At 41.2% G+C, this 20,436-nt stretch carries 20 protein-coding genes; 5 read left to right on the forward strand and 15 right to left on the reverse strand.

Going from position 1 to position 20,436, the window contains the following annotated elements:
* Window positions 1–27 precede the first annotated feature (27 nt).
* From FLL46_RS11025 to FLL46_RS11045, 5 genes are all read right to left on the reverse strand, one after another.
* Window positions 28–651 (reverse strand): response regulator transcription factor, encoded by a 624-nt coding sequence (locus tag FLL46_RS11025; protein ID WP_142893566.1) that lies wholly within the window; start codon window positions 649–651, stop codon window positions 28–30.
* Window positions 648–1,667, reverse strand: a complete 1,020-nt coding sequence (locus FLL46_RS11030; RefSeq protein ID WP_168204129.1) for a sensor histidine kinase — start codon at window positions 1,665–1,667, stop codon at window positions 648–650. Before FLL46_RS11030 ends, FLL46_RS11025 begins: the two co-directional genes overlap by 4 nt.
* 92 nt (window positions 1,668–1,759) lie before the next feature.
* A complete protein-coding gene (locus FLL46_RS11035) occupies window positions 1,760–3,610 on the reverse strand; it encodes an amidohydrolase family protein (protein WP_142893568.1) in 1,851 nt (616 codons plus the stop codon).
* Window positions 3,610–4,380 (reverse strand): ABC transporter permease, encoded by a 771-nt coding sequence (locus tag FLL46_RS11040; RefSeq protein WP_142893569.1) that lies wholly within the window; start codon window positions 4,378–4,380, stop codon window positions 3,610–3,612. The genes FLL46_RS11035 and FLL46_RS11040 overlap by 1 nt, the downstream gene beginning before the upstream one ends.
* A gap of 63 nt (window positions 4,381–4,443) precedes the next feature.
* Window positions 4,444–5,490, reverse strand: a complete 1,047-nt coding sequence (locus FLL46_RS11045) for an ABC transporter ATP-binding protein (protein ID WP_210418666.1) — start codon at window positions 5,488–5,490, stop codon at window positions 4,444–4,446.
* A gap of 305 nt (window positions 5,491–5,795) precedes the next feature.
* On the opposite strand from FLL46_RS11045, the gene FLL46_RS11050 reads away from it, so the two are divergent.
* A complete protein-coding gene (locus tag FLL46_RS11050; protein WP_142893570.1) occupies window positions 5,796–6,413 on the forward strand; it encodes a hypothetical protein in 618 nt (205 codons plus the stop codon).
* Between the two features lie 60 nt (window positions 6,414–6,473).
* On the opposite strand, the gene FLL46_RS11055 is transcribed toward FLL46_RS11050, so the two are convergent.
* The 5 genes from FLL46_RS11055 to FLL46_RS11075 all read right to left on the reverse strand — a co-directional run bounded on the left by FLL46_RS11055 (window position 6,474) and on the right by FLL46_RS11075 (window position 12,274).
* Window positions 6,474–7,775, reverse strand: a complete 1,302-nt coding sequence (locus tag FLL46_RS11055; RefSeq protein ID WP_142893571.1) for a sensor histidine kinase — start codon at window positions 7,773–7,775, stop codon at window positions 6,474–6,476.
* Between the two features lie 3 nt (window positions 7,776–7,778).
* Window positions 7,779–8,486 carry a response regulator gene (locus tag FLL46_RS11060; protein ID WP_142893572.1) on the reverse strand — a complete coding sequence of 236 codons (708 nt, stop codon included), beginning with the start codon at window positions 8,484–8,486 and terminating at the stop codon, window positions 7,779–7,781.
* 152 nt (window positions 8,487–8,638) lie between these two features.
* Window positions 8,639–9,043 carry a DUF3019 domain-containing protein gene (locus tag FLL46_RS11065; RefSeq protein WP_142893573.1) on the reverse strand — a complete coding sequence of 135 codons (405 nt, stop codon included), beginning with the start codon at window positions 9,041–9,043 and terminating at the stop codon, window positions 8,639–8,641.
* Complete coding sequence (locus FLL46_RS11070) at window positions 9,033–10,004, reverse strand: MipA/OmpV family protein (RefSeq protein ID WP_142893574.1); 972 nt, start codon at window positions 10,002–10,004, stop codon at window positions 9,033–9,035. The genes FLL46_RS11065 and FLL46_RS11070 overlap by 11 nt, the downstream gene beginning before the upstream one ends.
* A 203-nt stretch (window positions 10,005–10,207) precedes the next feature.
* Complete coding sequence (locus FLL46_RS11075) at window positions 10,208–12,274, reverse strand: TonB-dependent receptor (RefSeq protein ID WP_142893575.1); 2,067 nt, start codon at window positions 12,272–12,274, stop codon at window positions 10,208–10,210.
* 197 nt (window positions 12,275–12,471) lie between these two features.
* Here FLL46_RS11075 and FLL46_RS11080 point away from each other — a divergent pair, with 197 nt between their 5' ends.
* The gene (locus FLL46_RS11080; RefSeq protein ID WP_142893576.1) at window positions 12,472–13,458 is read left to right on the forward strand and encodes a threonine ammonia-lyase; all 987 of its coding nucleotides are present in this window, start codon (window positions 12,472–12,474) and stop codon (window positions 13,456–13,458) included.
* A 108-nt stretch (window positions 13,459–13,566) separates the two neighbouring features.
* Here FLL46_RS11080 and FLL46_RS11085 read toward each other — a convergent pair whose 3' ends face one another.
* Both FLL46_RS11085 and FLL46_RS11090 read right to left on the reverse strand, forming a co-directional pair.
* Window positions 13,567–14,073 (reverse strand): GNAT family N-acetyltransferase, encoded by a 507-nt coding sequence (locus FLL46_RS11085; RefSeq protein WP_142893577.1) that lies wholly within the window; start codon window positions 14,071–14,073, stop codon window positions 13,567–13,569.
* Window positions 14,074–14,331: 258 nt separating this feature from the next.
* Window positions 14,332–14,793, reverse strand: a complete 462-nt coding sequence (locus tag FLL46_RS11090) for a DUF4442 domain-containing protein (protein ID WP_142893578.1) — start codon at window positions 14,791–14,793, stop codon at window positions 14,332–14,334.
* Window positions 14,794–15,037: 244 nt separating this feature from the next.
* Between FLL46_RS11090 and rapA the strand changes: the two genes are divergently transcribed.
* Together rapA and FLL46_RS11100 are read left to right on the forward strand one after the other, a co-directional pair.
* Window positions 15,038–17,905: an RNA polymerase-associated protein RapA gene (rapA, locus tag FLL46_RS11095; RefSeq protein ID WP_142893579.1), complete on the forward strand. Its 2,868-nt coding sequence runs from the start codon at window positions 15,038–15,040 to the stop codon at window positions 17,903–17,905.
* A gap of 130 nt (window positions 17,906–18,035) precedes the next feature.
* Window positions 18,036–18,449 carry a gamma-glutamylcyclotransferase family protein gene (locus tag FLL46_RS11100; RefSeq protein ID WP_142893580.1) on the forward strand — a complete coding sequence of 138 codons (414 nt, stop codon included), beginning with the start codon at window positions 18,036–18,038 and terminating at the stop codon, window positions 18,447–18,449.
* A gap of 14 nt (window positions 18,450–18,463) precedes the next feature.
* Here the strand turns inward: FLL46_RS11100 and FLL46_RS11105 are convergent, their stop codons facing one another.
* A complete protein-coding gene (locus FLL46_RS11105; RefSeq protein ID WP_142893581.1) occupies window positions 18,464–18,829 on the reverse strand; it encodes a cupin domain-containing protein in 366 nt (121 codons plus the stop codon).
* Window positions 18,830–19,018: 189 nt separating this feature from the next.
* Here FLL46_RS11105 and FLL46_RS11110 point away from each other — a divergent pair, with 189 nt between their 5' ends.
* Window positions 19,019–19,342 (forward strand): cupin domain-containing protein, encoded by a 324-nt coding sequence (locus FLL46_RS11110; RefSeq protein ID WP_142893582.1) that lies wholly within the window; start codon window positions 19,019–19,021, stop codon window positions 19,340–19,342.
* On the opposite strand, the gene FLL46_RS11115 is transcribed toward FLL46_RS11110, so the two are convergent.
* Together FLL46_RS11115 and FLL46_RS11120 are read right to left on the reverse strand one after the other, a co-directional pair.
* Entirely contained in the window at window positions 19,339–19,887 is a 549-nt protein-coding gene (locus FLL46_RS11115) for a nucleotidyltransferase family protein (protein ID WP_210418667.1), read from the reverse strand. The two genes, FLL46_RS11110 and FLL46_RS11115, sit on opposite strands and share 4 nt — an antisense overlap.
* A gap of 86 nt (window positions 19,888–19,973) precedes the next feature.
* Window positions 19,974–20,270 (reverse strand): antibiotic biosynthesis monooxygenase family protein, encoded by a 297-nt coding sequence (locus FLL46_RS11120; RefSeq protein ID WP_142893583.1) that lies wholly within the window; start codon window positions 20,268–20,270, stop codon window positions 19,974–19,976.
* Window positions 20,271–20,436 lie beyond the last annotated feature (166 nt).

Below are 20,436 nucleotides of genomic sequence, written 5' to 3' on the forward strand. Positions count from 1 at the left end.
TCAAATGACAAAACATCAAGCCGTCGATTACAACCAGCCATTCTGATGGGCGATACGCGCCGCTTCAACCCGGTTTTTTGCATCTAATTTGTTAGCAGCGCTCGATAAATAATTTCGAACGGTCCCTGCTGAGAGGTGGAGCCTTTCAGCAATTTGCTCAGTCGTATCACCTTCTTTGGCGAGCCTTAGCGCTTGCCTCTCTTTGTCGGTTAACGGATCTTTTTCAATCCAGGCTTCCTGAAGTAGCTCAGGTGCTATCACCTTGCCGCCTGCTGCTATTTTTCTGATGGCCAATATCAGCTCATCGGAAGGAGAATCTTTCAACAGATATCCTTTTACGCCCAAGTCCATCGCGCGTCTTAAATACCCGGCACGGGAAAATGTCGTTAATATAATAGTATTTACTGACAATTGTTTGCGCTTTATCTGCTCGGCAAGCTCTAACCCGGTCATTTCCGGCATTTCAATATCGGTCACTAATATATCGACATTATCTTTCGACTCATCGGCTAAAAAATTCAGTGCCTGTTCGCCATTGCTTGCCTGGTATACCACTGAAATATCCTCTTCCAAATCCAATAGCGCCGCTAAAGCGCCCAAGAGCATAGTTTGATCTTCCGCAATCATCACACGAATGGTTTTACCAATCATACGGCTGATCCCTGTGGAATACTTATGGTGAAACAGGCACCATTAACAGACTCTATCACCAATTTACCCTGAAATTTATCAACTCTTTCCTGGATCCCTTGCAATCCGAAGCCTTCAAATTGATCGCAATGAATACCTTTACCGTCATCCGCTAACTTAAGCGTAATGCTTTCATTATCTCCAATGACAGAAGCATTTACTCGACTAGCCTGTGAATGTTTAAGCACGTTAGTAACCAACTCTTTAATGATAATAGCGAGCTCTTTGTTGATTTCATCACTCATATCAACATCTTGTAAAGTGTAGTCGAAGTTAATTTCATTACTTTCCAGTACGTATTTAGCGTGAGCTAACTCGGTGTTCAAATCGCTACTGCGAAAGCCGGTAACCACTTCTCTCACCTGCTTTAGTGCATCGCGAGAAATACCTTCAAGCTCTTTAATTTCGGTTTTCGCTCTAACGGGCTCATTATCAATTAACTTTCCGGCTAACTCCGCTTTCAATGTAATAACAGAAAAGGTATGCCCGATTAAATCATGAAGGTCTCTTGCAATCCTCTCTCTTTCCGCGGTTTTTGCCAAGGCCTTTACTTCCTCTCTGGACAATATCAACTCTTTCCGCTTTTTATCCATTTCAAACTGGTAAATGTTGACACCACCAATCAATAGCGTAAATAACGCAGCAGGTATATAGAAGTAAGGAATCAAATCAAAGGACAAACTAACAATGGCAATCCAGATTATAATGACTAGCAGTCCCAAGAACCCATTTTTCGGCGTGCCTAGCCGACAACAAAAAGCGCCCGCATAAACAAAAAAAACGCTCGCGCCAGGTGTAATCAACGCAAGCAGAGTGCCAAGAACCAAAATGCCCGCAATGTTGAAAATTATTTTCTTAGATATTATCCAATACCCCGAAAAATAGAGCGGTAGGAAAACGAGAGTCCCGACTACGCCATAAATGTAATTCTCAGGTGAGCGATTAAACGACAACAGACTGACATAAAAAATAGACAAGTAGACCAGCCAAACGTATGCTGCTAAACGATACTCCTCAGTTGGAGGCAGCAGGAACCGGTCTATCTTTTTGAAGAATGCTCGCATATTTATTAATCAAAGCGTAAGTTATCGATCATAAATTCAAACTCGCCAACTTTGCCTGATTCAACCAGGGAAATATTAGTAATGGATGAAAGATCGATGCCTTGGAGTTGAGAGAATTCGATTGTAAAAGTTTTCCACTCCTTTTCCAAAGGAATATTCAAAGAACTCGGCTGAAAACTTCCTTCCTGAAAAACAAGCACCGACAAGGTTTGCATATCTTTAACGCCTTTTGCTTCAAAGGAAAGCGACTCTATTTGGGATAAATTGGCTCCCGAACTAAAATCTTCGCCGGGAATAAAAGAAAAACCGCTCCAGGGAAAAGCAAATCCAGCCTTAACCTCCCCAACAACTCGTAAATATTTGTCTTTAGGTTGATCGGCTTTTCTTTCCCAATTAAGAGCAACAATCGATTTACCACCTGCAAACTGATCGGTCGTAGGAGTAATACCGGCGCCAAACGCAGTGTTTTTTTCGTCAGAGTTAAAGTCACTAATCATTTGCGGCTTTATCGCTGGAGACAAATCTTGTTCCGATAAGTATTTTTTTCTCGCATAAAATTTTCCATTTTTCCAGACAGCCCGAATATTTCGAGTTTGCTCAATATTCTCTAACGGGTTGCCCTCTAGCAAAACCATCGAAGCAGGCGCGCCAACTTTTAGCGTTCCCCGCAAGCCAATATTAAATGTCTGACTAACGGCCCCCGTGGCGCTATGCAGAGCCTGCTCGGGCGTAAGCCCTGCATCGACTAACATCATCATTTCTGCATGAATACTCGCGCCATGTGTTGTGCCGGGGTTGGGCGCATCTGAGCCGCTTAAAATGGTAACGCCCGCTTTCGATAATTTGGCGACACTTGCTAACGCTCGCTGAAAGGCATTTTCCTCGATTCCAAAATCCATAAAACTTGCGGAAATCTGTTGACGCTGCATCCTACTCAAATAATCAGCTGACTCACTATCATTTAGAATAAATTCGCCAGGCTTAAGACCAACCATCGATGCTTCCACCAATAAAGTGGGAATAATAAAAGCATTACGTCTCTTCATTAGTTTAACGAAAGCATCATCTGCCACTTTATCCATAAAACTATGAATGATCCCATCAGCACCAGCATCAATGGCTTGATGAGCCGATACCAGGTTATCAACATGAACCACTAACATTTTATTTTTATTGTGGGTGGTCCGTATTAACTCCTTTAAAATATCCCGGCTAATCGAAGGAAAATGCTTTCGTGGGTTTTCAGGGGCATCATAAACCGCTTTTATATAATCAGCGCCATCTGCTATTCGTGCAGTAACAAAATCTTCAACTTGCTCAACACTTTCAATTACAGGAATATTGAATCCATATTCAGTTCCGTGTCCACCAGGTGCAGTCGCTAAAATTGTTGCAGAAAATAGATCAGCTTGCTGATCATTGTCTAACCGTTCTCTTAGTTTTTGATGCTGCCGGCTAAAGTCAGGCATGGTGAACATATCCAACTCAGTTGTCACCCCAAAATTGAGTGCCAGCTCTAGTGCATTCCCCCAAGTATGCGTGTGAGAGTCAATTAAGCCAGGAATGACGGTTCTGCCCGCCCCGTCAACCTCAAATAAGTTGTTTTCATTCGATACATTGATTCCCACTATCACAACTCTACTTTTCTCTATTCGAATATCGACTTGATGATGTAACTTTTCACCGTCGTAAAGGTTTATGTTTCGAAGAATAAAATCACTATTGAGTTCGCTTAGTGATTGATGAAAAGTATCATTTGAAGTCGTTTTTTTTGAAACAGATATATGCTCAGGCTCAGGCAATAAAAAGAAAAAACACACAACAATCAGAATACCAACACCGATTTTAATTTTCATTATTGTTTGTCCTTTTTGGTGTAAGCTTTCAATGCAAGTATTGAAAATACCACAAGGTATAAACTCAATATGCCTATGTGTAACCAGACACTTTGGCCCGAGTCCATACTAACCACCTTTAGTCCAAGTTGAGCTAGATGATAAGCGGGTAAAAAGTTTGCCACAGACTGCATTAACTCGGGGAAAAAGTTAATCGGAACCCAAAGGCCAGATAAAAAAGCCATCGGTAAATACAATAAGTTGACCACTGCCGGAGCACTATTAGATTTCAGATACAACCCTAAAGCCATTCCAATTGCGCAAAAAGGAATGCTACCAAATGTCAAAATTACAGCTAACAGCAGCCATTGTTCTCTTTGCAGTCGAACTTCGCCAAATATTGCCCCTATTGTAAATAACAAAATAATTGTGAATACCGAAAAAAGAAAAGTCACCGCAACTCTTCCCAAAATGTAAGCCGAAGCAGGCATCGGAGAAACTTCTTTTAGTTCAAACCACCCTTGACCTCTTTCAATAGCGATCCCCACTCCAAAAGAAAATAACGCTGGCCCTATCACGCCAAAAGTTCCATACGTTGCTAAAAGGTAGGTCGGCATTGATGCGGCATTCATGGTAAAAATAACACCAAAGAATAAATAAAACATAACTGGAAATAATAGCGACGGTAAAGTAAATCCAGGAGAACGAATCACCTTTAAAATTTCCGCTTTTGATTCCAGAAGATATATTTTTATTAAGTCAGGCTGTGACTCTGTAGCAACTATATTCATTGTTAGATCTCTCTCATAATTCAGTAATGATGTTAGAAAAGCTTTTCGCTATCAGGCCTAAAATTAGTTTGCAACTTCAGAGGTATCACTTGATTCTTCAGATTTTGTTTCATGTGAGCGGTTAAGTTGAATGAATGCGTCTTCAAGCGCGGCACCGGTAACGGTCAAATTAGAAATATCATCAGTCATCTCAAACAGTTGCTTGAGCGCTTTTACCGGCTTGTCCGTTTGGATTTCGTAAAGATTGCCCGCAAGCTCAACTCTTTCAATCGCGCTCAGTGATAACAGTTTCTGAATTGGCACTTCGCTGGTGAAGGAAATTTTCTTAAAACGCATTCGTGACTTAATTTCTTCCGGCGTTCCCTGTTGAATAATGCTTCCTTTATTTAACATCATAACTCGGTCAGAAAGTTGGTCTGCTTCTTCAAGATAATGTGTGGTTAAAATAATACTCGTTCCCTGATTCTTGAGTTGTGCAATCGCGCTCCATAAGGACTTCCTGGCTGTGATATCCATACCAACACTGGGTTCGTCAAGAAACAATAGATCGGGATTTCCACAAATAGCCAAAGCAAACAAAAGTCGCTGTTTTTGCCCGCCAGATAAATTCTTGCTATAGCGATTTTGAATCTCTTCTAACCCGGCTAAGTCAATAACTTTGGTATAAGCAATCGGACTCACATAGTAACTTTGAAACAATTCAATGTGCTCCTTCACTGTCAGCATATCCGGCAATCCCGACACTTGAAGCATCGCCCCACAACGGCGTTTTGTGCGCAGTTCACCTGGTAAATTCCCCATCACACTAACAGTACCATGCTCCGCGCTCAGGCGACCCAGCAGTATGTTAATGAGGGTTGTTTTTCCGGCACCATTGGGTCCAAGTACTGATAAAACTTCACCACAATGAACATTGAGAGAAACCTTATCGAGCGCTTTATTTTTTCCATAATGCTTACTCACATCGACCACACTGGCCACGATTTGATTCTCCCGTACATCGATGCTCTGATTACTTTCGCCAGGCTTAATCGAGTTAGCCGAACTCAATTGCAAATCACTCCAACCAGGCCTTTCCGTACCCACTTTATCCATGTTTAAATTATTCATAACCGTCTCTTTCGGTGAGGGCACCTTTGAAATCTGTTCTACTCTGAACAATGATAATTTCGAAGAAGCAATGTTATTTAACGTGAACCTATTGTGAGCGAAATCCTTAAAGCGCGTAATAGAGGAATGTCATCAATTCCATATGACATTTGTCATCAGATGCAGTATTTAAGAACAGGGTGCGAATTTTGATGGTATTAAACGGATAATTATTGATAGCCCTTAGATAAACAGGCAGAATTAGCTGGCATACATGGCCTATGTTGAATTAGAATCAAGAAAGAACTAACCGAAAGAGGTTGGCTGTGACAGAAAAAATTTATGATCATTACAATGTCATTTTGACAGGTAGTATTAAACAAGGTTTTGACATTGAAGATGTCAAAACCGGGGTGGCGAACCTGTTTAAAACGTCACCGCAAAAGATATCTCCACTGCTCAATGGCAATCCGACGGTTATTAAACGCGATATCCCCCATAAAAAAGCGTACCATTACCAACAGCTACTCGAAAAAAACGGTGCCGAAACGCAAATTCATCGCATTGTAGTTCAAGAGAAAGAAACCACATTCACATTAGTTCCTGAGGGCGAAGAAACCACTCCTTATGAAGAGCTTGCTGAAAAACAGGGGCACGGAGAAATTGTTACTTGCGGCAATTGTCACACAGAACAACTGTTAGCCCCTTATTGTACCAATTGTGGCACGCCACTCAATGAATCTAATATTCTTCCGTCAGGTCAATCAGCAGGAATGCCGATTTTTATTGCAATTGGTTTTTTACTAATCGTATTTGGGCTGGCGGATTATGGACTCTATTATTTAGAAATAATAGATCTGACGGGGATTCGCTGGCTCCCCATACCATCGGCATTTTTAGGATTTATTTTTATATTGTTAGGAAAATCTGATCCGCCGGAATAAAGCTTGAATAACAGAAAAAAAATTAGCCTGAAAAATCTTTTGTGTTTTGGGAAATAATCACTAATGAGGAAGTCGAATGGTAAAACATGCGCCACCTAATTTATCAGATTTCGACACACTAATTTCGCCATTATGCCAACCGACAACTCGAGCGACAATTGCCAGCCCCAAACCATAACGATTGCTCTTAGTTCGGCTTTTATCCAACTTTACAAATGCCTTAAAAATGTTTTCAATTTCACTTTCCGGGATCCCGGCACCATCATCCTCAACTGAAATATCAACGCCACGAGCGTTAACTTCGCAATTCACAAAAATAATGTTATTACCGTGATAAATCGCGTTGGTTATTAAATTAGATAAAGCCCTGGCAATCCAGTTGGTATCAAGCTCAACCATCAACTTATCAGACTCAAAATCAAAATTGGTCTCCACCTGCACGTTAGCATTTTGAAGTAGTGGGTAACAGGCATTCACCACAGAGTTAATCATCATGACAATATCGGTAGAGCGCTTCGTTAATTGAAATCTTTTACGCTCCAGACTGGCATAATCAAGAAATGCTTCAAGCATGGTTTCCATCCGAGTGAGATCGCCATCCATTCTTTCCAGGTAGTAGTCTTTTTTGGTGGCCTCTCCCGTTTCTAACGCGGCGTCAACACCAAATCTTAAGCAAGATAATGGCGAGCGCAAATCATGGGACAGGCTACCCGCCAATAATTTATTTTCAGCTAATAGTTCTTCAATTTGGCTAGCCATTCGGTTAAAACTAACTTCGAGTTCTTTGATGTAAGAGAATCGACTAACAACAGCACGGCTGCTCAGATCACCTTCACCAAAATCAGAAGCCAACCGATTTAGCTTGGAAAGCCGGCGCGTTAAAGGCAATGCCCACAGCAGCAAAATAATACAAAAACCGGAATAAAATAAAATGGTTAGCCAAACTTCGAACCTGGCATCATTATCTATTGGTTGCTCATGTTCAATGGGATAACTGATCAACCACTCTGGATGATTTTCAATACCACCAATTAACTGCACACCAGGATCTAAATCGATCAGCAATCCCTCTTTAGAATTGACGCTTTTTTCTAATTCAGTGGAAAGCGACAGGTTGCTTTTTTTCTCCAACGACAGATTGATTTGAAATTGCCTGGAATAATGTTCCACCTGCGCTTGAAGATCACTTTCCGCATGTTGACTTAAGGCATTACGAATACCATTCGCTAAATGCCGCTCGGTGACAAACTCACTACGAGGAATATTTTCATCATTGGAATCAAATAAGAGATCGATGAACTTTCCAAGAAGGAAAAGTGAAATTAGCGCAGTGACTAAAATACTGAAATAAATACGTTTCAAATCTTAATCCCACGCGTCTGCTACAAATAGATAGCCCTTTCCCCAGATGGTTTTTATTTTTTGTGGATGTTGGGGGTTATCATCAAACTTTTTTCGAATACCTGAAATCATTAAGTCAAAACGTCGGTCCTGACCATCATATTCTCTACCTTTTAGCGCAACAAAAACTTGATCCCGGCTGACAGCCTTTCCCGCATTTCTTGCTAAAAACCACAGAAAGTCAAACTCTCCCGAGGACAGATTAATTTCATTTTCCATATAAATAACTCTTTTGGCTTCGGAGTCCAAACTCAGTTGACCAAAAGATAAAACTAAAGAGTCAGTATTTTTTTCGAGTGTATCTTTCTGATTTCGAATTAGCGTTTTAATTCTCGCTAACAACGCACGTGGTCTAACAGGCTTTACAACATAATCATTGGCGCCGACTTCAAGACCTATGACTTCATCCAGCTCATCGCCTCGCGCCGTTAACATCACGATAGGAATATTGGTCAGCGTCCGCAGCTCGCGACAAACTTGAATACCATCCATTCCCGGTAACATCACATCAAGCAACACGAGATCAGGCATCACTTTATTAAACTGATAGACAGCATTGTCTCCGCGCTCAGTGTGGGTAACCTGGTATCCATGCTCTTGTAGATATTCTTTTATCCACTGAGCTAACGACAGATCATCTTCTACCAGTAAAACTTTGCCATAACTTTCCATCGTGGTACCTCTTTATTACTCTTTATCACTTTATTGCCTGTGTCGCACTTATCGTTCATCTTGTCAGATTTTAAAGCGGGTCTTTCTCAAACTTTTAAGGCAAGTTTCAATTTACCTTCAACCGATTCAACTTAAAAAACATTAAGTCGGTATTAAAACATACGCCAACGCCCTTTACGTCGCTTAGACTTATAAACCCAACTAACATTAATAGTTGCCGAAGCCAACGTCTCACCAGAATTTTCTGATACTAAATTCAACACTTCCTTATCATGAGAACGGAAGACATACAAAAATTCTCCCTGAGCTTGGCCTCTCCAACAAGTAATCTGAAGCTTATCGGACTGCCTCCGTAAACAATAGTTACCGACATCTGGAACTTGCCATTTGACCTCTACCGTCGCAAAACACTCTCGCCCCTTTCTTAACGCAACACATTTGTTGGGGGTTAATCCAAGTCGAAAGTTCAAACTATTTTTCACTTGAGCATCAGCCGACTGCAGCCAGCCAACATTGAGTAAAATACCTAGTAACGGAATAAGGCGCTTAAAAGACATATTCCAACCCCAAATATGCCACAACCATGTGATCCGCAATAATCAGGGGGCTATCTTTGATATTACTTGAAAAGTGGTTGTAATTAATGCCGGTTTCAAATACCCAACTTTCACTTACCGGATACTGGGCTGAAAACTCAAAATTAGTCGTGTATGACGATCCGGTGTGATAACTGCTAATTCCTGGCGCAACTTCTTCCGGCGTAACCCCAGCGTGATAATTGGTGACCTTACTTGAGTATAAAATTAAACTCGCGCCAACGGTTATATCCCAATTGCCTTGCGTTAAAACTTTTCCAACATAGGTATCGGCAATCCAGCTTTCATGACTGGTAGCAAATACATCGTAAACAAGCTCTGTCGAAAAATATAAATCATCTTTAAATCTGCTATAACGAACACCAAAATTGTAATCATCTTTGCGTTTTTTAAGATTAACTAACTCTGGTATCGGTTGGCTGTCTTTATCTTGCGTTTCAATACCCGTAATGTAATTGCCGCTTATCAGGTCGATACTTGAATCTTCATCTGCCCATATGTGATAGCCTGCGTAAGCCCTGCCTAAGACAGCATTAATCCGATTTTTACGGTTAGCCTCAAAGAAAAAATTACGATATTCAAGGTCGAAAACCACTGCAACAATTGGCACGGATTCATTCGTATCATCCCCCAGAAAGTAACGATTTCTTACACCTGCTCCCAACAACACACTAAAATCATACAGCAGCGTATTGGACGATTCCGCCTCATCACTTTCTATCCCCGGCTCTATATCCGATTCTATGTTACTAGCGACAACGTCATTTTCACCCGAGATGATCCCATCATTCTCTGGTTGAAAGTTATAACCAATTATTGGCTCAGGTACGCTATACGGAATCTCGGCAGCCTCAACTGGTGCAAGTCCCCCCCACACTGAGCCAATCAGCCACCCCCCAATAAAAACTACTTTTAATTTCATTCCAGCCTATATCGATTTTTATTGTTCACTCGGTAATCATACCAAATTGCGCAAAACGATAACCGTCCAGAATGTCATTAATTTGTCAGAAAATGTAGCACCCTCCGCCGTATTAAATCTGTAATATTTAAATTCAATTCCAGAAAGCGAATGATCTCTCAAATATTATTCGCTTTCCTGACCGCCAACTATTTGATTTCGCATTAGAAATGCAATTTAAAACCGATGGCTGGAAACATACCGATTCCCTCTTCCTTAGCGATTTTGAAGTTATCAATGGTTTCATTACCATCCGGCGCGTAATAATATCCTTCTACGTTTTCGTGATTTAGCGCATTAATAATCGCAAATGTCCAGGCCGCTTCCATCTTCCAAAGTAAAAATTTGTATTCCGCCTGAAGATCCAATCTTTGATAATTAGGTAGCGTTTTTGAGTTCAAATCACCGTAAACAGGCAAGTAATGCCCTTCAAAATTTTCATTATCCCTCAAACCAATAATTGGGGTGTATTTCTGGCCGCTTCGAATAGTTAATCTGGCACCAAATTCCCAATGAGAGTTAAGTTCGTAGTTAGCCACCAAGTTGAACATTAAAGGTGTATCCAGGTAATACTCTTTGGTTTCGTTGGTTCGATCGTTGGTTCGTTCTGACTTAGACCAACTCAGTGAAGCCCAACCATACCAACCATCCGCTTTGTCTCGCTCGACCAAAAACTCGACACCATGTGCTCGCCCAGACATATCATTGCTGTAGTGCTTGGCAAAATCCGGGTCGTCCTCTGTTAGGGCCAAGGGTAAATTAGTCATTTTCTTCAGATACAAATCAACCGAGGATTGCCACAATGGTGAAAACTCATATTTCCCACCGATAGAGAAATGGTCAGCCCGAGGCGACTTGATATCAGGATTCCCTAACTTTCGAATTGCCGTATCAGCATTTGGAAAACGGCTATATTTACCGGCCTTAGTATTTAACGATAACGCATCTGTCGCCTGCCAGGTCACCGCTGCGCGAGGCATCCAGATTTTTTCTTCTGTGTAGTCGTTATATTCTCCACGTACGCCCAACTCGAGCGTCAGGTCAGAATCAACTTGCCACATATTGGTTACATAAACGGCATTAGTCGTCTGATTTAATACCGCGGAATCTTGAATTCTATCGCCGCGCTGCTCATTACAATCTTGCTGATGATCGGTACAAAAGTAAGGAATAATATCGAATCGGTAATCGAAATCGAATTTTCGAATCTCCGCACCAATCGTTAACTTGTGATCTTTAAACCAATTTCTCTGATAATAACCACGAAAAAAATCTTCTTCATAGCTGGAATCGATAAACTGTCCATCACCATATGACACAACTTCACTATCATTCAGCCGTGAAACCGCGAGGCTCAAATAACCGCCGTTTTCTGCGAAAAGCTCCCATCTCGCACCGATGCTGTCAAAATCCTGTTTGATACGAATGTCCCCTATTATTTCTGGGTCAGCACGGCCCTCCTCGGACTCTCTGGAAATATTAGCGCGCGCATTATCGCTTGCACCTAGCGCACCAAAAGTGAACTTCTGGTTATCACCGATCAGCCACTGATATTTCAGCTGGTAGTCGTCAGATTGCGGCGCTTCATAAACAGTGATCCCTTCGTCTTCTTCGCCTTCATCATAATAGAGGTGAAGTAAACTTTTTCGCGCGGAAAAATAAAACGCCTGGTTTTCAGTTATCCCAGATTCCAACATGACGCCAGTTTGTAGAAAGCTCCAGTCAAATGTACCAGCGAAATCCTGATTGCGGGGATCTCTTAAAGTTACATCAATAACTCCACCGGTCGCCTCACCGAACTGCGCGCCGAATGCCGCAGGCAATAACTCGAATTTATGCACCAGGTTTTCATTAAAGATACTCGGACCAAATGCATGAAAAATATAGCCTGCGGGCATAAAATCGATATAGTAAGCGTTATCGTCAGGAGAAGACCCTCTTATTGCAGGTTCTCCGCCGACATCACCACCAGCAATCACAACACCCGGCATACTATAGACAGCGGCTAATGGATCGCCGGCGATACCTGGAATTTTAAGTAGTTTCTGAGTGTCCTCATCAACCTCTGTGTTAGCCAAGTTTCGCCTGCCAATCACTTTTATTTTTTTTTCGTCTGGCGCCGTTTCCTTAGCTGCTTGACTGCCCTCTTTCTCTGCAGATTCAGACCAACAGTTTCCCGAAAAGATGACAACTCCCAAAACACATAAATTGGACAATAAACTCTGTTTCATCGTGATACCTTGTTATTCATTATTAACGATATTTTGAATTATCAAGGCAGTGAGATCTGTGACAAAATTGTAGTGTAACTGTAGGTGAGAGTATTAAAATGTACAAACAACGGAATAAATGTAAGTATTCAAAGAGAAATAAATAATAAAATAGTAGTTACGCGAATTCATTAACCAGGCAAAGAAGCGGGCTTATTATGATTGAAAAACAATATGGCATTACATTATCAGATATTTTAAAAGCCCATCAAAAGATCTCAGGAATAGCGTTTAATACACCACTGAAACAGTCATTCGAGTTATCAGCAAAACTCAATAGAAATATCTGGCTAAAACTAGAAAACATGCAACCCACAGGCGCTTTCAAAATCCGAGGCGCAGCCAATAAAATTCTTAGTCTGGATGAGAAATTTCGTTCTAACGGTGTGATTACAACATCGAGTGGAAATCATGGGCGCGCCGTAGCTTATCTTGCCGCAAAGCTCAATATACCGGCCACAGTTTGTATGACTGAAATTGTTCCGCAAGAAAAAGTCGAGAAGATAAAGATGCTCGGCGCTAACGTCATCATACACGGAACCAATCAAGATCAAGCCAGTGAAAAAGCGCTAACCCTGGCGCAGAAAGAAGGACTTACATTTGTCCCACCATTTGATGATCCACATATCATTGCCGGTCAAGGAACTATTGGCTTGGAAATAATCGAGGAAAACCAGGACATCGACACACTCGTTGTACAGGTGAGTGGAGGTGGCTTAATGAGCGGCATCGCGATTGCGGCTAAAAGTATCAACCCGAAAATTAAAATTATTGGTGTAACTAGTGAAAAAGGTGCTGCGATTTATGAGAGCATTAAAGCCGGAAAAATAGTAACTGTGGATGAACCTGTCAGCTTAGCTGACGCGCTTCCAGGTCCTATTCCGAAAGATAATCAATATACATTTCAAATTTGTCGAGACTTAGTCGACGAAATAATTCCTGTCTCTGATGATCTGATAGCCAAAGCAATGGTGCACGCTTTTAAAAAAGAGAAGCTGGTTCTTGAAGGCGGCGGCGCGGCAAGTATTGCTTTATTGATGACAATCCCCCCAGAAAAGCTCGGTAAAAATGTTGCAGCGATTTGTTCAGGGGATAATGTCAATCCCGAAAAAATACTAGAATTGACAAAAACGGTGGAAATTTAATTCGCGGAAATAGCGCCAAAAATCTCTTTTAAAATTAACTCGTCCGAAATAGTCAATTCTGAATAATCAGTTTTGAATAACCAGTTCAGAATAATCAGTTTGAAATAGCTAATTCGGAATAAAAAGTCGGCTGGGCTCGCTATATCCGGGAAGGCTGATCATCTTATCAAACTTCAACCCGGCTTTTTCAAGCACTCGCATAGAACTCGAGTTTTCTAACGAAGTGATACCCAGTACACGCTCAATCTTTTGCGTTTCTTTGGCGTGCACCAGAACAGCTCTCGCGGCTTCTGAAGCTAACCCCATTCCCCAAAATTCAGGCATCATTGCAAATCCGATATCGGGGTTTTCCAGTCCATCGCGCTTCACCAGGCCGCACATTCCCACAGGTGTTCCTTTCAATTTAAGTTCAGCCATATAAAGGCCAAAGCCGTTATCCTGATAACTTTTTATCGGGCCTTGTAAAAGATAATTTTGTGCGTCAGCTATCGTATGAACATTCTTATCGCCGATATTTTTAATCCAGGACGGCTCATTCACTAACTTGAGGATAAAGTCTGCATCGTCTAAATTGAACTCGCGCAGAGCAAGCCTATCAGTTTCAATCAATGCCATATTGATTAGTCCTCCTGCAAAGTTTCTCGATCTTAATTTATTTTCTTTTTAGCACAGATATCTCATGTGCCTAGTCTCCAGAAATTAGTATTGAGAACCGGAAACATCAATACAGCTTACCAGAAGTTTTGTTCAAAAAAAGACAGAATTGTCAATCATCACCCAATTTTCACTTTAATTAATCAATATTTATCTCAAATTATCCCTTATCCTTGCTATATTTTGCTGATATTGGTTCAGCTGTAAGCCTGCACACCTTTAATTTCGGTGCTTGGGCTTTTTCCTGATATACAGCACCTTATCAACCCTTGCGATAATGTTCTGCTCTTTATCTTTGATCAAAACCTCAAATGTTGGTAAATACTTCTCACCGTTATGAGTTTCCTCCTTTATCAGCGCCAACATATCGTCTTCGATTAGTATTTCCGCCGTTACCTCCGATGTGGCCGGTTGCAGATAATCAATCGTCGCACTTTTATCCCAAACAAAATATTCAGGCCCCAGAATTTGCATTAACATCAGCATTATTTGCGGATCGACCATTGAGTACAAACTGCCGCCAAAGTGGCTTCCAACCGCATTGCGGTTGTACCATCTTAACTTCATTCTGACTCCCATCTGTTTCCAATCATCGCTAATGTGGGTGATCTTTACTCCCGCTCCAAGGTAAGGGGGGTAAATGTTAAGTAGGCGCTTAAGCCCTTTCGGCGTAAATTTCATCTCTCATCCTCGCTATCAGGCATTGATTGCGCTAGTACGATCCTCTTTCTCACTCGCTAATAAAACGAACAGGAAAAAACGATACAAGTGGTCTTACCAGATAATAACATAAAATATCAAATCGCCAATAAACCGCAAAAAGCACTTATTTACCCAGAATAGTGGTGCTATAATCCGCGCCTTTAGAAAACCCACCTATACTTATTAATTAAGTAGCTAAGTTCGGATTACACCCACATACACTATGACTGATTTTACCATTGGCCAGCGTTGGCTCAGTGAAAACGAAACGGAATTAGGATTAGGACTTGTCCAAAATGTTGATCATCGTCTGGTCACTGTTTATTTCCCAGCTTGTGACGATCAAAGAACCTACGCAAAAAATAATGCTCCGTTGTCTCGAGTAGCCTTTGAAGTCGGCGAACAAATTGAAACCATGCATGGCGAAATGTTGAAAGTGGAAAGAATTGAACCACTCAACGGTATTCTCGTTTATATGGGTAAACAAACCGGCGGTGGCGATGAATTGATTCCTGTTCCTGAAACTCAGCTCAGTCATCATCTAGAATTGAATAAAGCTTCTGATCGTTTGTTTTCCGGTCAAATAGATTCGCTGCGCTGGTTTGAGCTTCGATACGCCGCCATGAAAGCGAAAGAGCAACAACAGCTGTGTAAAGTGAATGGGTTACAAGGGCCACGAGTGGACCTCATCGGCCATCAACTTTATATTGCTTCCGAAGTTGGAAACCGTTTCGCCCCGCGCGTTTTGCTCGCAGATGAAGTCGGTTTAGGAAAAACGATTGAAGCCGGTATGATTATTCATCAACAATTGCTTAATCATCGAGCCCAGCGAGTCTTAATTGTTGTTCCTCAAGCGCTAGTGAATCAGTGGTTCGTTGAAATGATTCGTCGATTCAACTTACATTTTAGTATTTTCGATCAAGCGCGAATTGATTCGTTAATTAGTTTAGATGATCTGGAATTAGGCGAGAACGTTGATATTGATCTGAACAATATTGAAGTTGAAAATCCCTACTTATCAGAGCAACTGGTTTTATGTAGTAGTGAGTTTTTGGCCGAGTGTGACTTAAATCTAATTAAAGATGGCGAATGGGAATTACTCGTTGTTGACGAAGCACATCATCTTGAATGGTCACCGGAACAACCCAGTAAGGAATACCTGCGCATAGAAACCATTGCTCGCGACACCGCCGGATTATTACTACTTTCTGCCACTCCTGAACAATTGGGTCAGGAAAGTCATTTCGCTCGATTGAGGCTCTTAGATCCAGACCGCTTCCACAGCCTGGAAGCATTTGTTGAAGAACAGCAAGCTTATCAACCAATTGCAGAATTGGTCTCGCAAATTGTCGAGCAAGAGACCTGGACTTCTTCACTAAAACAACAAATTAGTCAATACCTGGACGATGTAGAAATTTGCGAAGACAACCGAGACCGCATTTTGAGTGAGTTGCTGGATCGCAATGGCACTGGCCGTGTACTTTATCGGAATACCCGTAAAAACATCAAAGGCTTCCCGAAGCGAAAGGTTATTGCTCATCCAGTCGATAACTGTGAAAAATATTTTGATGATGTAGGCAATGATCTCAACGAAACAATTGCGTATCTACTGCACCCTGAAACCCAATATGCCGATGAATCCTGGACTCAGTTTGACCCGCGTATTGGTTGGTTAAAAAATTTCCTGAAAGAAAATCGCAGCGAAAAAATCCTGATTATTTGTGCACACAAAGATACTGCGATAGCGTTAGATTTACATTGTCGATTCAAGCAAGGCATTAACTGTTGCACATTCCACGAGGATATGGACATTATTAGCCGTGACCGAGCAGCCGCGCATTTTGCCGATCAGGAAGACGGCGCTCAAGCGATGTTTTGTTCGGAAATTGGAAGTGAAGGCCGAAACTTTCAGTTTAGTCATAAGCTAGTGTTGATGGACCTGCCCCTAAACCCCGACTTGCTAGAGCAACGAATTGGGCGACTGGATAGAATTGGGCAAAATCAGGATATTGAAATACATGTCCCGTTTATGCAACAAAGCGCGCAAGAAGTCATTTTCAACTGGTATCACCTGGGAATGAATGCCTTCGAAAAAACCAATTCAGCCGGGTCTGCAATTTTTAAGCGAACCAAAGCCCAATTATTCGATGCTTTAGTGAATCACAGTGATCAATCCCAACAAGAAGCTTTGATCAAAGAAACCCAGGAAATTACTGCAGAAATTAATCAAGCAATGGAGTCCGGTCGCGATAAACTTTTAGAGCTGGCTTCTTTTAACCAAAAAGCTGCAGACCAATTAGTCGAATATGTAGCAGAAAGAGACAGTCTCGCACCACGTGCCTTTATGGAATCTTGCTGGGATCGATTCGGCGTTCAAGTTGAAGATCATTCAGAAAAAACCTATGTCATCAGGCCTGGCGATCACATGTTTATCGGATCATTCCCAGCCTTGCCCGAAGACGGCATTACCGCTACTTATGACCGTAAAACAGCCTTATCAAGAGACGATATTCAATTTATCAGTTGGGAACATCCAATGGTGAGTGGCGCTGTCGATATGGTTTTATCTGAAGATAAAGGGAACGCCAGCGTTTGTATCCTGAAAAACAAAGCCATTAAAGCAGGCACAATTTTGATGGAAGTTTTATATCACATTGACTGTGTTGCTCCCAAATACCTTCAGGCACAACGCTTTCTGCCTTACACAGCAATCAGGGTACTCACTGATGTTAATGGCAATGACCTGGCTGAAAAAGTAAACCATACCAATTTGAGTAAACAGTGCCAGAAGATCCCTAAAAACACTTCTCGTCAGGTACTCAAAAGCGAAGAAAAAATTCTACGCAAAATGCTGGCCTCTGCCGATAAAAAAGCCGATGTGAAGGCGGCAAAAGTTTTAGATTCTGTGCTGACTAATATGCAGGTTTCACAGTCTGATGAGTTGAATCGTTTAATTTCATTGCAGAAGAAAAATCCAAACATTCGAAACGATGAAATCGAGTTCATAAAAACCCAAACACAGTTGCTTGAAAAGTATTTGAAAGATACTCAACTGCAACTGGAGGCGGTTCGGGTGATAGTCGCCGTTTAGTTTAAAACTTGTTTCAGTAAAAAAGTACCTGTAAAAAGCACCTGTTAGTCAGAAACCTTAATTATAATTAAGGAATACTTTACGATTGACAGAATAACTCCGAGTAATCTGCAAGGAAATTTGGTAGCACATGACTGAACGACGAATCGACGGATTTTTTTACGGGCTGTTTATGGACAGCAACATTCTCAAAAAAAATCATATCGCGGCAGTGGCTCCTCGCCGAGCATATGTTGATGACTATGGGTTACGCATTGGTCAACGGGCGACACTGGTTCCTACTCCTGGGGAGCGAGCTTACGGTATGCTCTTTGCGCTGACCCACGACGAGCTTGATAAACTCTATAATGCGCCAGGCTTAGAGCAATATCGGCCAGAAGCCATACTCGCCCAATCATTGGAAGGCGAAAACTTCCCTGCATTATGTTACAACCTACGCGAAGCTCCGGGCGCAAACGAAGCCAATGCAGAATATGCAGCGAGCCTCAGGACAGTTCTCAGTAGATTAAATTTTCCATCGGAATACATTACCTCTATTTCTTAGTATTCGAACAGAACTCAAATCCAGTCTTGCTTCTCCACCGCAACTGTCAATTCACTTTCGGTCGTGCCAGTGTGCGCAGTTTCTTTAGGTTCAAAAAGCAGAACATGCGCTTCTTCTTTAGCTTCCGGTAAATGCTCTACACCTTTGGGAACAATAAAACATTCACCCTCATTGAGTGTAATACTCCTGTCTCTTAAATGAATAATGATACTTCCTTTAACAACCTGAAAATACTCATCTTCATTGGCATGAGAATGCCACACCATCTCTCCCTTAAGTTTAGCTAATTTGACATATTGCCCGTTAAGCTCGCCGATAATTCTTGGAGACCAATAGTTATCAAACAGTTGAAACTTATCCTTTAAGTTTATCTTCTCCACATTCACCTCCGAAAGTTAAATATTGAACGCGAATAAACCAGTTACTCGATACCTTTAAATTATAAACACGATATCGCAGGCAAACTACCCCCAAAGAAAGAACCATACGAATGAGTTATTTGTCAGGTTCGTTCTTAGTGATAATACTGTCAGGTACCCAATTTACTTCGAAAGAGCCACACAAAATCGATGAAACGACTTACAGTTAATAATGCTTTGACCGCTTTAGATAAACAAGAAAAGCCATTTTTAGAGCTATTTAAACACGGCTCTCTCATGGTGGAGATTTACAAGCCAGAAAAAATTGACCGACAACAGCCACATAGCCGAGACGAAATCTATGTTATTGCCAGTGGGAGTGGTTACTTTATTAATGGTGATTCAAGAGAAAAGTTCGAAACCGGTGAAGTGCTATTTGTACCCGCGGGTATAGAGCATCGATTTGAAGACTTCACCGATGATTTTTCTACCTGGGTATTCTTCTATGGACCTGAGGGTGGGGAAAGTAATTAATCCTCAATAACCAAATCAGGCCATGTTTTTAGCCAGGTTTTTCGAGAGATTCTATTTCGAAAAACCTGGATATTTCGTTTTGGATTAAAAGTAATCTTACCGTTAAATTGTTCTGACAAGCTAAAACAATGGGCCAGAATCAGTTCATCATTATGATTTAACCGAACTCCGATACATGTCTGCTTTTCCGGCCAGTAACTCATTGCGTCAAGCGAGTTTTTATAGGGTCTGTCACCATTTTTGATATGCATTCTAGCTTGATTTTTAACCGACCAGGGGAGCGATGGTTCTATTTCTGATAGTTGTTCTTCGAGTTTTTTATCGCGTTGTTCCGAAATGTCTCGAGGACAAAAATAAATGACATCAATATCGTTCAATGAACTTTTAACACTAAATAAATAATCCCAGATAAGATTTCGAACAAAACCGGCCGCAATATAACAGTCAGGAAGGTTGAGCGTTCTCAGAGAAGTCAAAGCATCCATTCTCTGAGAATCTGACTTAATTAGACTTAAGATTTTTTCTTTGTAAAATTCAGAAGTCACTTAGCTCCAACCCTCTTTTGAGTTATAGCCGAAATTGAAACTTGCTGAATTACTCATAGATGAATGATCAGTTACAACATACAGGATCATGCTTGTTCAGTTTCATAATGCTCAACCCAGCATTGCTGTACGTATTTCTCCATACCGCTTGGTATCAAAGCTTTTTGCCATGACTCGCCAACAAATGCTTTTAACATGTCAATATCCTGCCAGCGGCTAATCATAATGTACTCATCAATGCCTTCACTTAAAGTCTTTCCAGTTTCAACTGACAGTAGTCCTCTTTGAGACTTTACTAACGGTACAGATATATTTTTATAGTCATGTTCAAACTCATTGACATACTCCTTGTGCACTTGAATTCGAAATACTCTTGTTATCATAAAAACTACCTCTTTATTCCAACGACCAGATATTGGGTAAATGACTTTTTGAAAAGCATATTATTGTTTACCTGGTTTGTTTTATGCCTCTAACATGAAGCAAGGCTTTAAGCACACAGTCAATCTTGAAAAAGTACCGAGTAAAATATTCTATATCACTAGTAAA

Source organism: Aliikangiella coralliicola (genome assembly GCF_007004725.1).
GTDB classification, from domain to species: domain Bacteria; phylum Pseudomonadota; class Gammaproteobacteria; order Enterobacterales; family Kangiellaceae; genus Aliikangiella; species Aliikangiella coralliicola.

Coding starts and splice junctions, on each gene's coding strand:
- FLL46_RS11025 (WP_142893566.1), bottom strand. CDS start 651: ATGATTGGTAAAACCATTCGTGTGATGATTGCGGAAGATCAAACTATG.
- FLL46_RS11035 (WP_142893568.1), bottom strand. CDS start 3,610: ATGAAAATTAAAATCGGTGTTGGTATTCTGATTGTTGTGTGTTTTTTC.
- FLL46_RS11040 (WP_142893569.1), bottom strand. CDS start 4,380: ATGAATATAGTTGCTACAGAGTCACAGCCTGACTTAATAAAAATATAT.
- FLL46_RS11045 (WP_210418666.1), bottom strand. CDS start 5,490: ATGAATAATTTAAACATGGATAAAGTGGGTACGGAAAGGCCTGGTTGG.
- FLL46_RS11060 (WP_142893572.1), bottom strand. CDS start 8,486: ATGGAAAGTTATGGCAAAGTTTTACTGGTAGAAGATGATCTGTCGTTA.
- FLL46_RS11065 (WP_142893573.1), bottom strand. CDS start 9,043: ATGTCTTTTAAGCGCCTTATTCCGTTACTAGGTATTTTACTCAATGTT.
- FLL46_RS11070 (WP_142893574.1), bottom strand. CDS start 10,004: ATGAAATTAAAAGTAGTTTTTATTGGGGGGTGGCTGATTGGCTCAGTG.
- FLL46_RS11075 (WP_142893575.1), bottom strand. CDS start 12,274: ATGAAACAGAGTTTATTGTCCAATTTATGTGTTTTGGGAGTTGTCATC.
- FLL46_RS11080 (WP_142893576.1), top strand. CDS start 12,472: ATGATTGAAAAACAATATGGCATTACATTATCAGATATTTTAAAAGCC.
- FLL46_RS11085 (WP_142893577.1), bottom strand. CDS start 14,073: ATGGCATTGATTGAAACTGATAGGCTTGCTCTGCGCGAGTTCAATTTA.
- FLL46_RS11090 (WP_142893578.1), bottom strand. CDS start 14,793: ATGAAATTTACGCCGAAAGGGCTTAAGCGCCTACTTAACATTTACCCC.
- rapA (WP_142893579.1), top strand. CDS start 15,038: ATGACTGATTTTACCATTGGCCAGCGTTGGCTCAGTGAAAACGAAACG.
- FLL46_RS11100 (WP_142893580.1), top strand. CDS start 18,036: ATGACTGAACGACGAATCGACGGATTTTTTTACGGGCTGTTTATGGAC.
- FLL46_RS11110 (WP_142893582.1), top strand. CDS start 19,019: ATGAAACGACTTACAGTTAATAATGCTTTGACCGCTTTAGATAAACAA.
- FLL46_RS11120 (WP_142893583.1), bottom strand. CDS start 20,270: ATGATAACAAGAGTATTTCGAATTCAAGTGCACAAGGAGTATGTCAAT.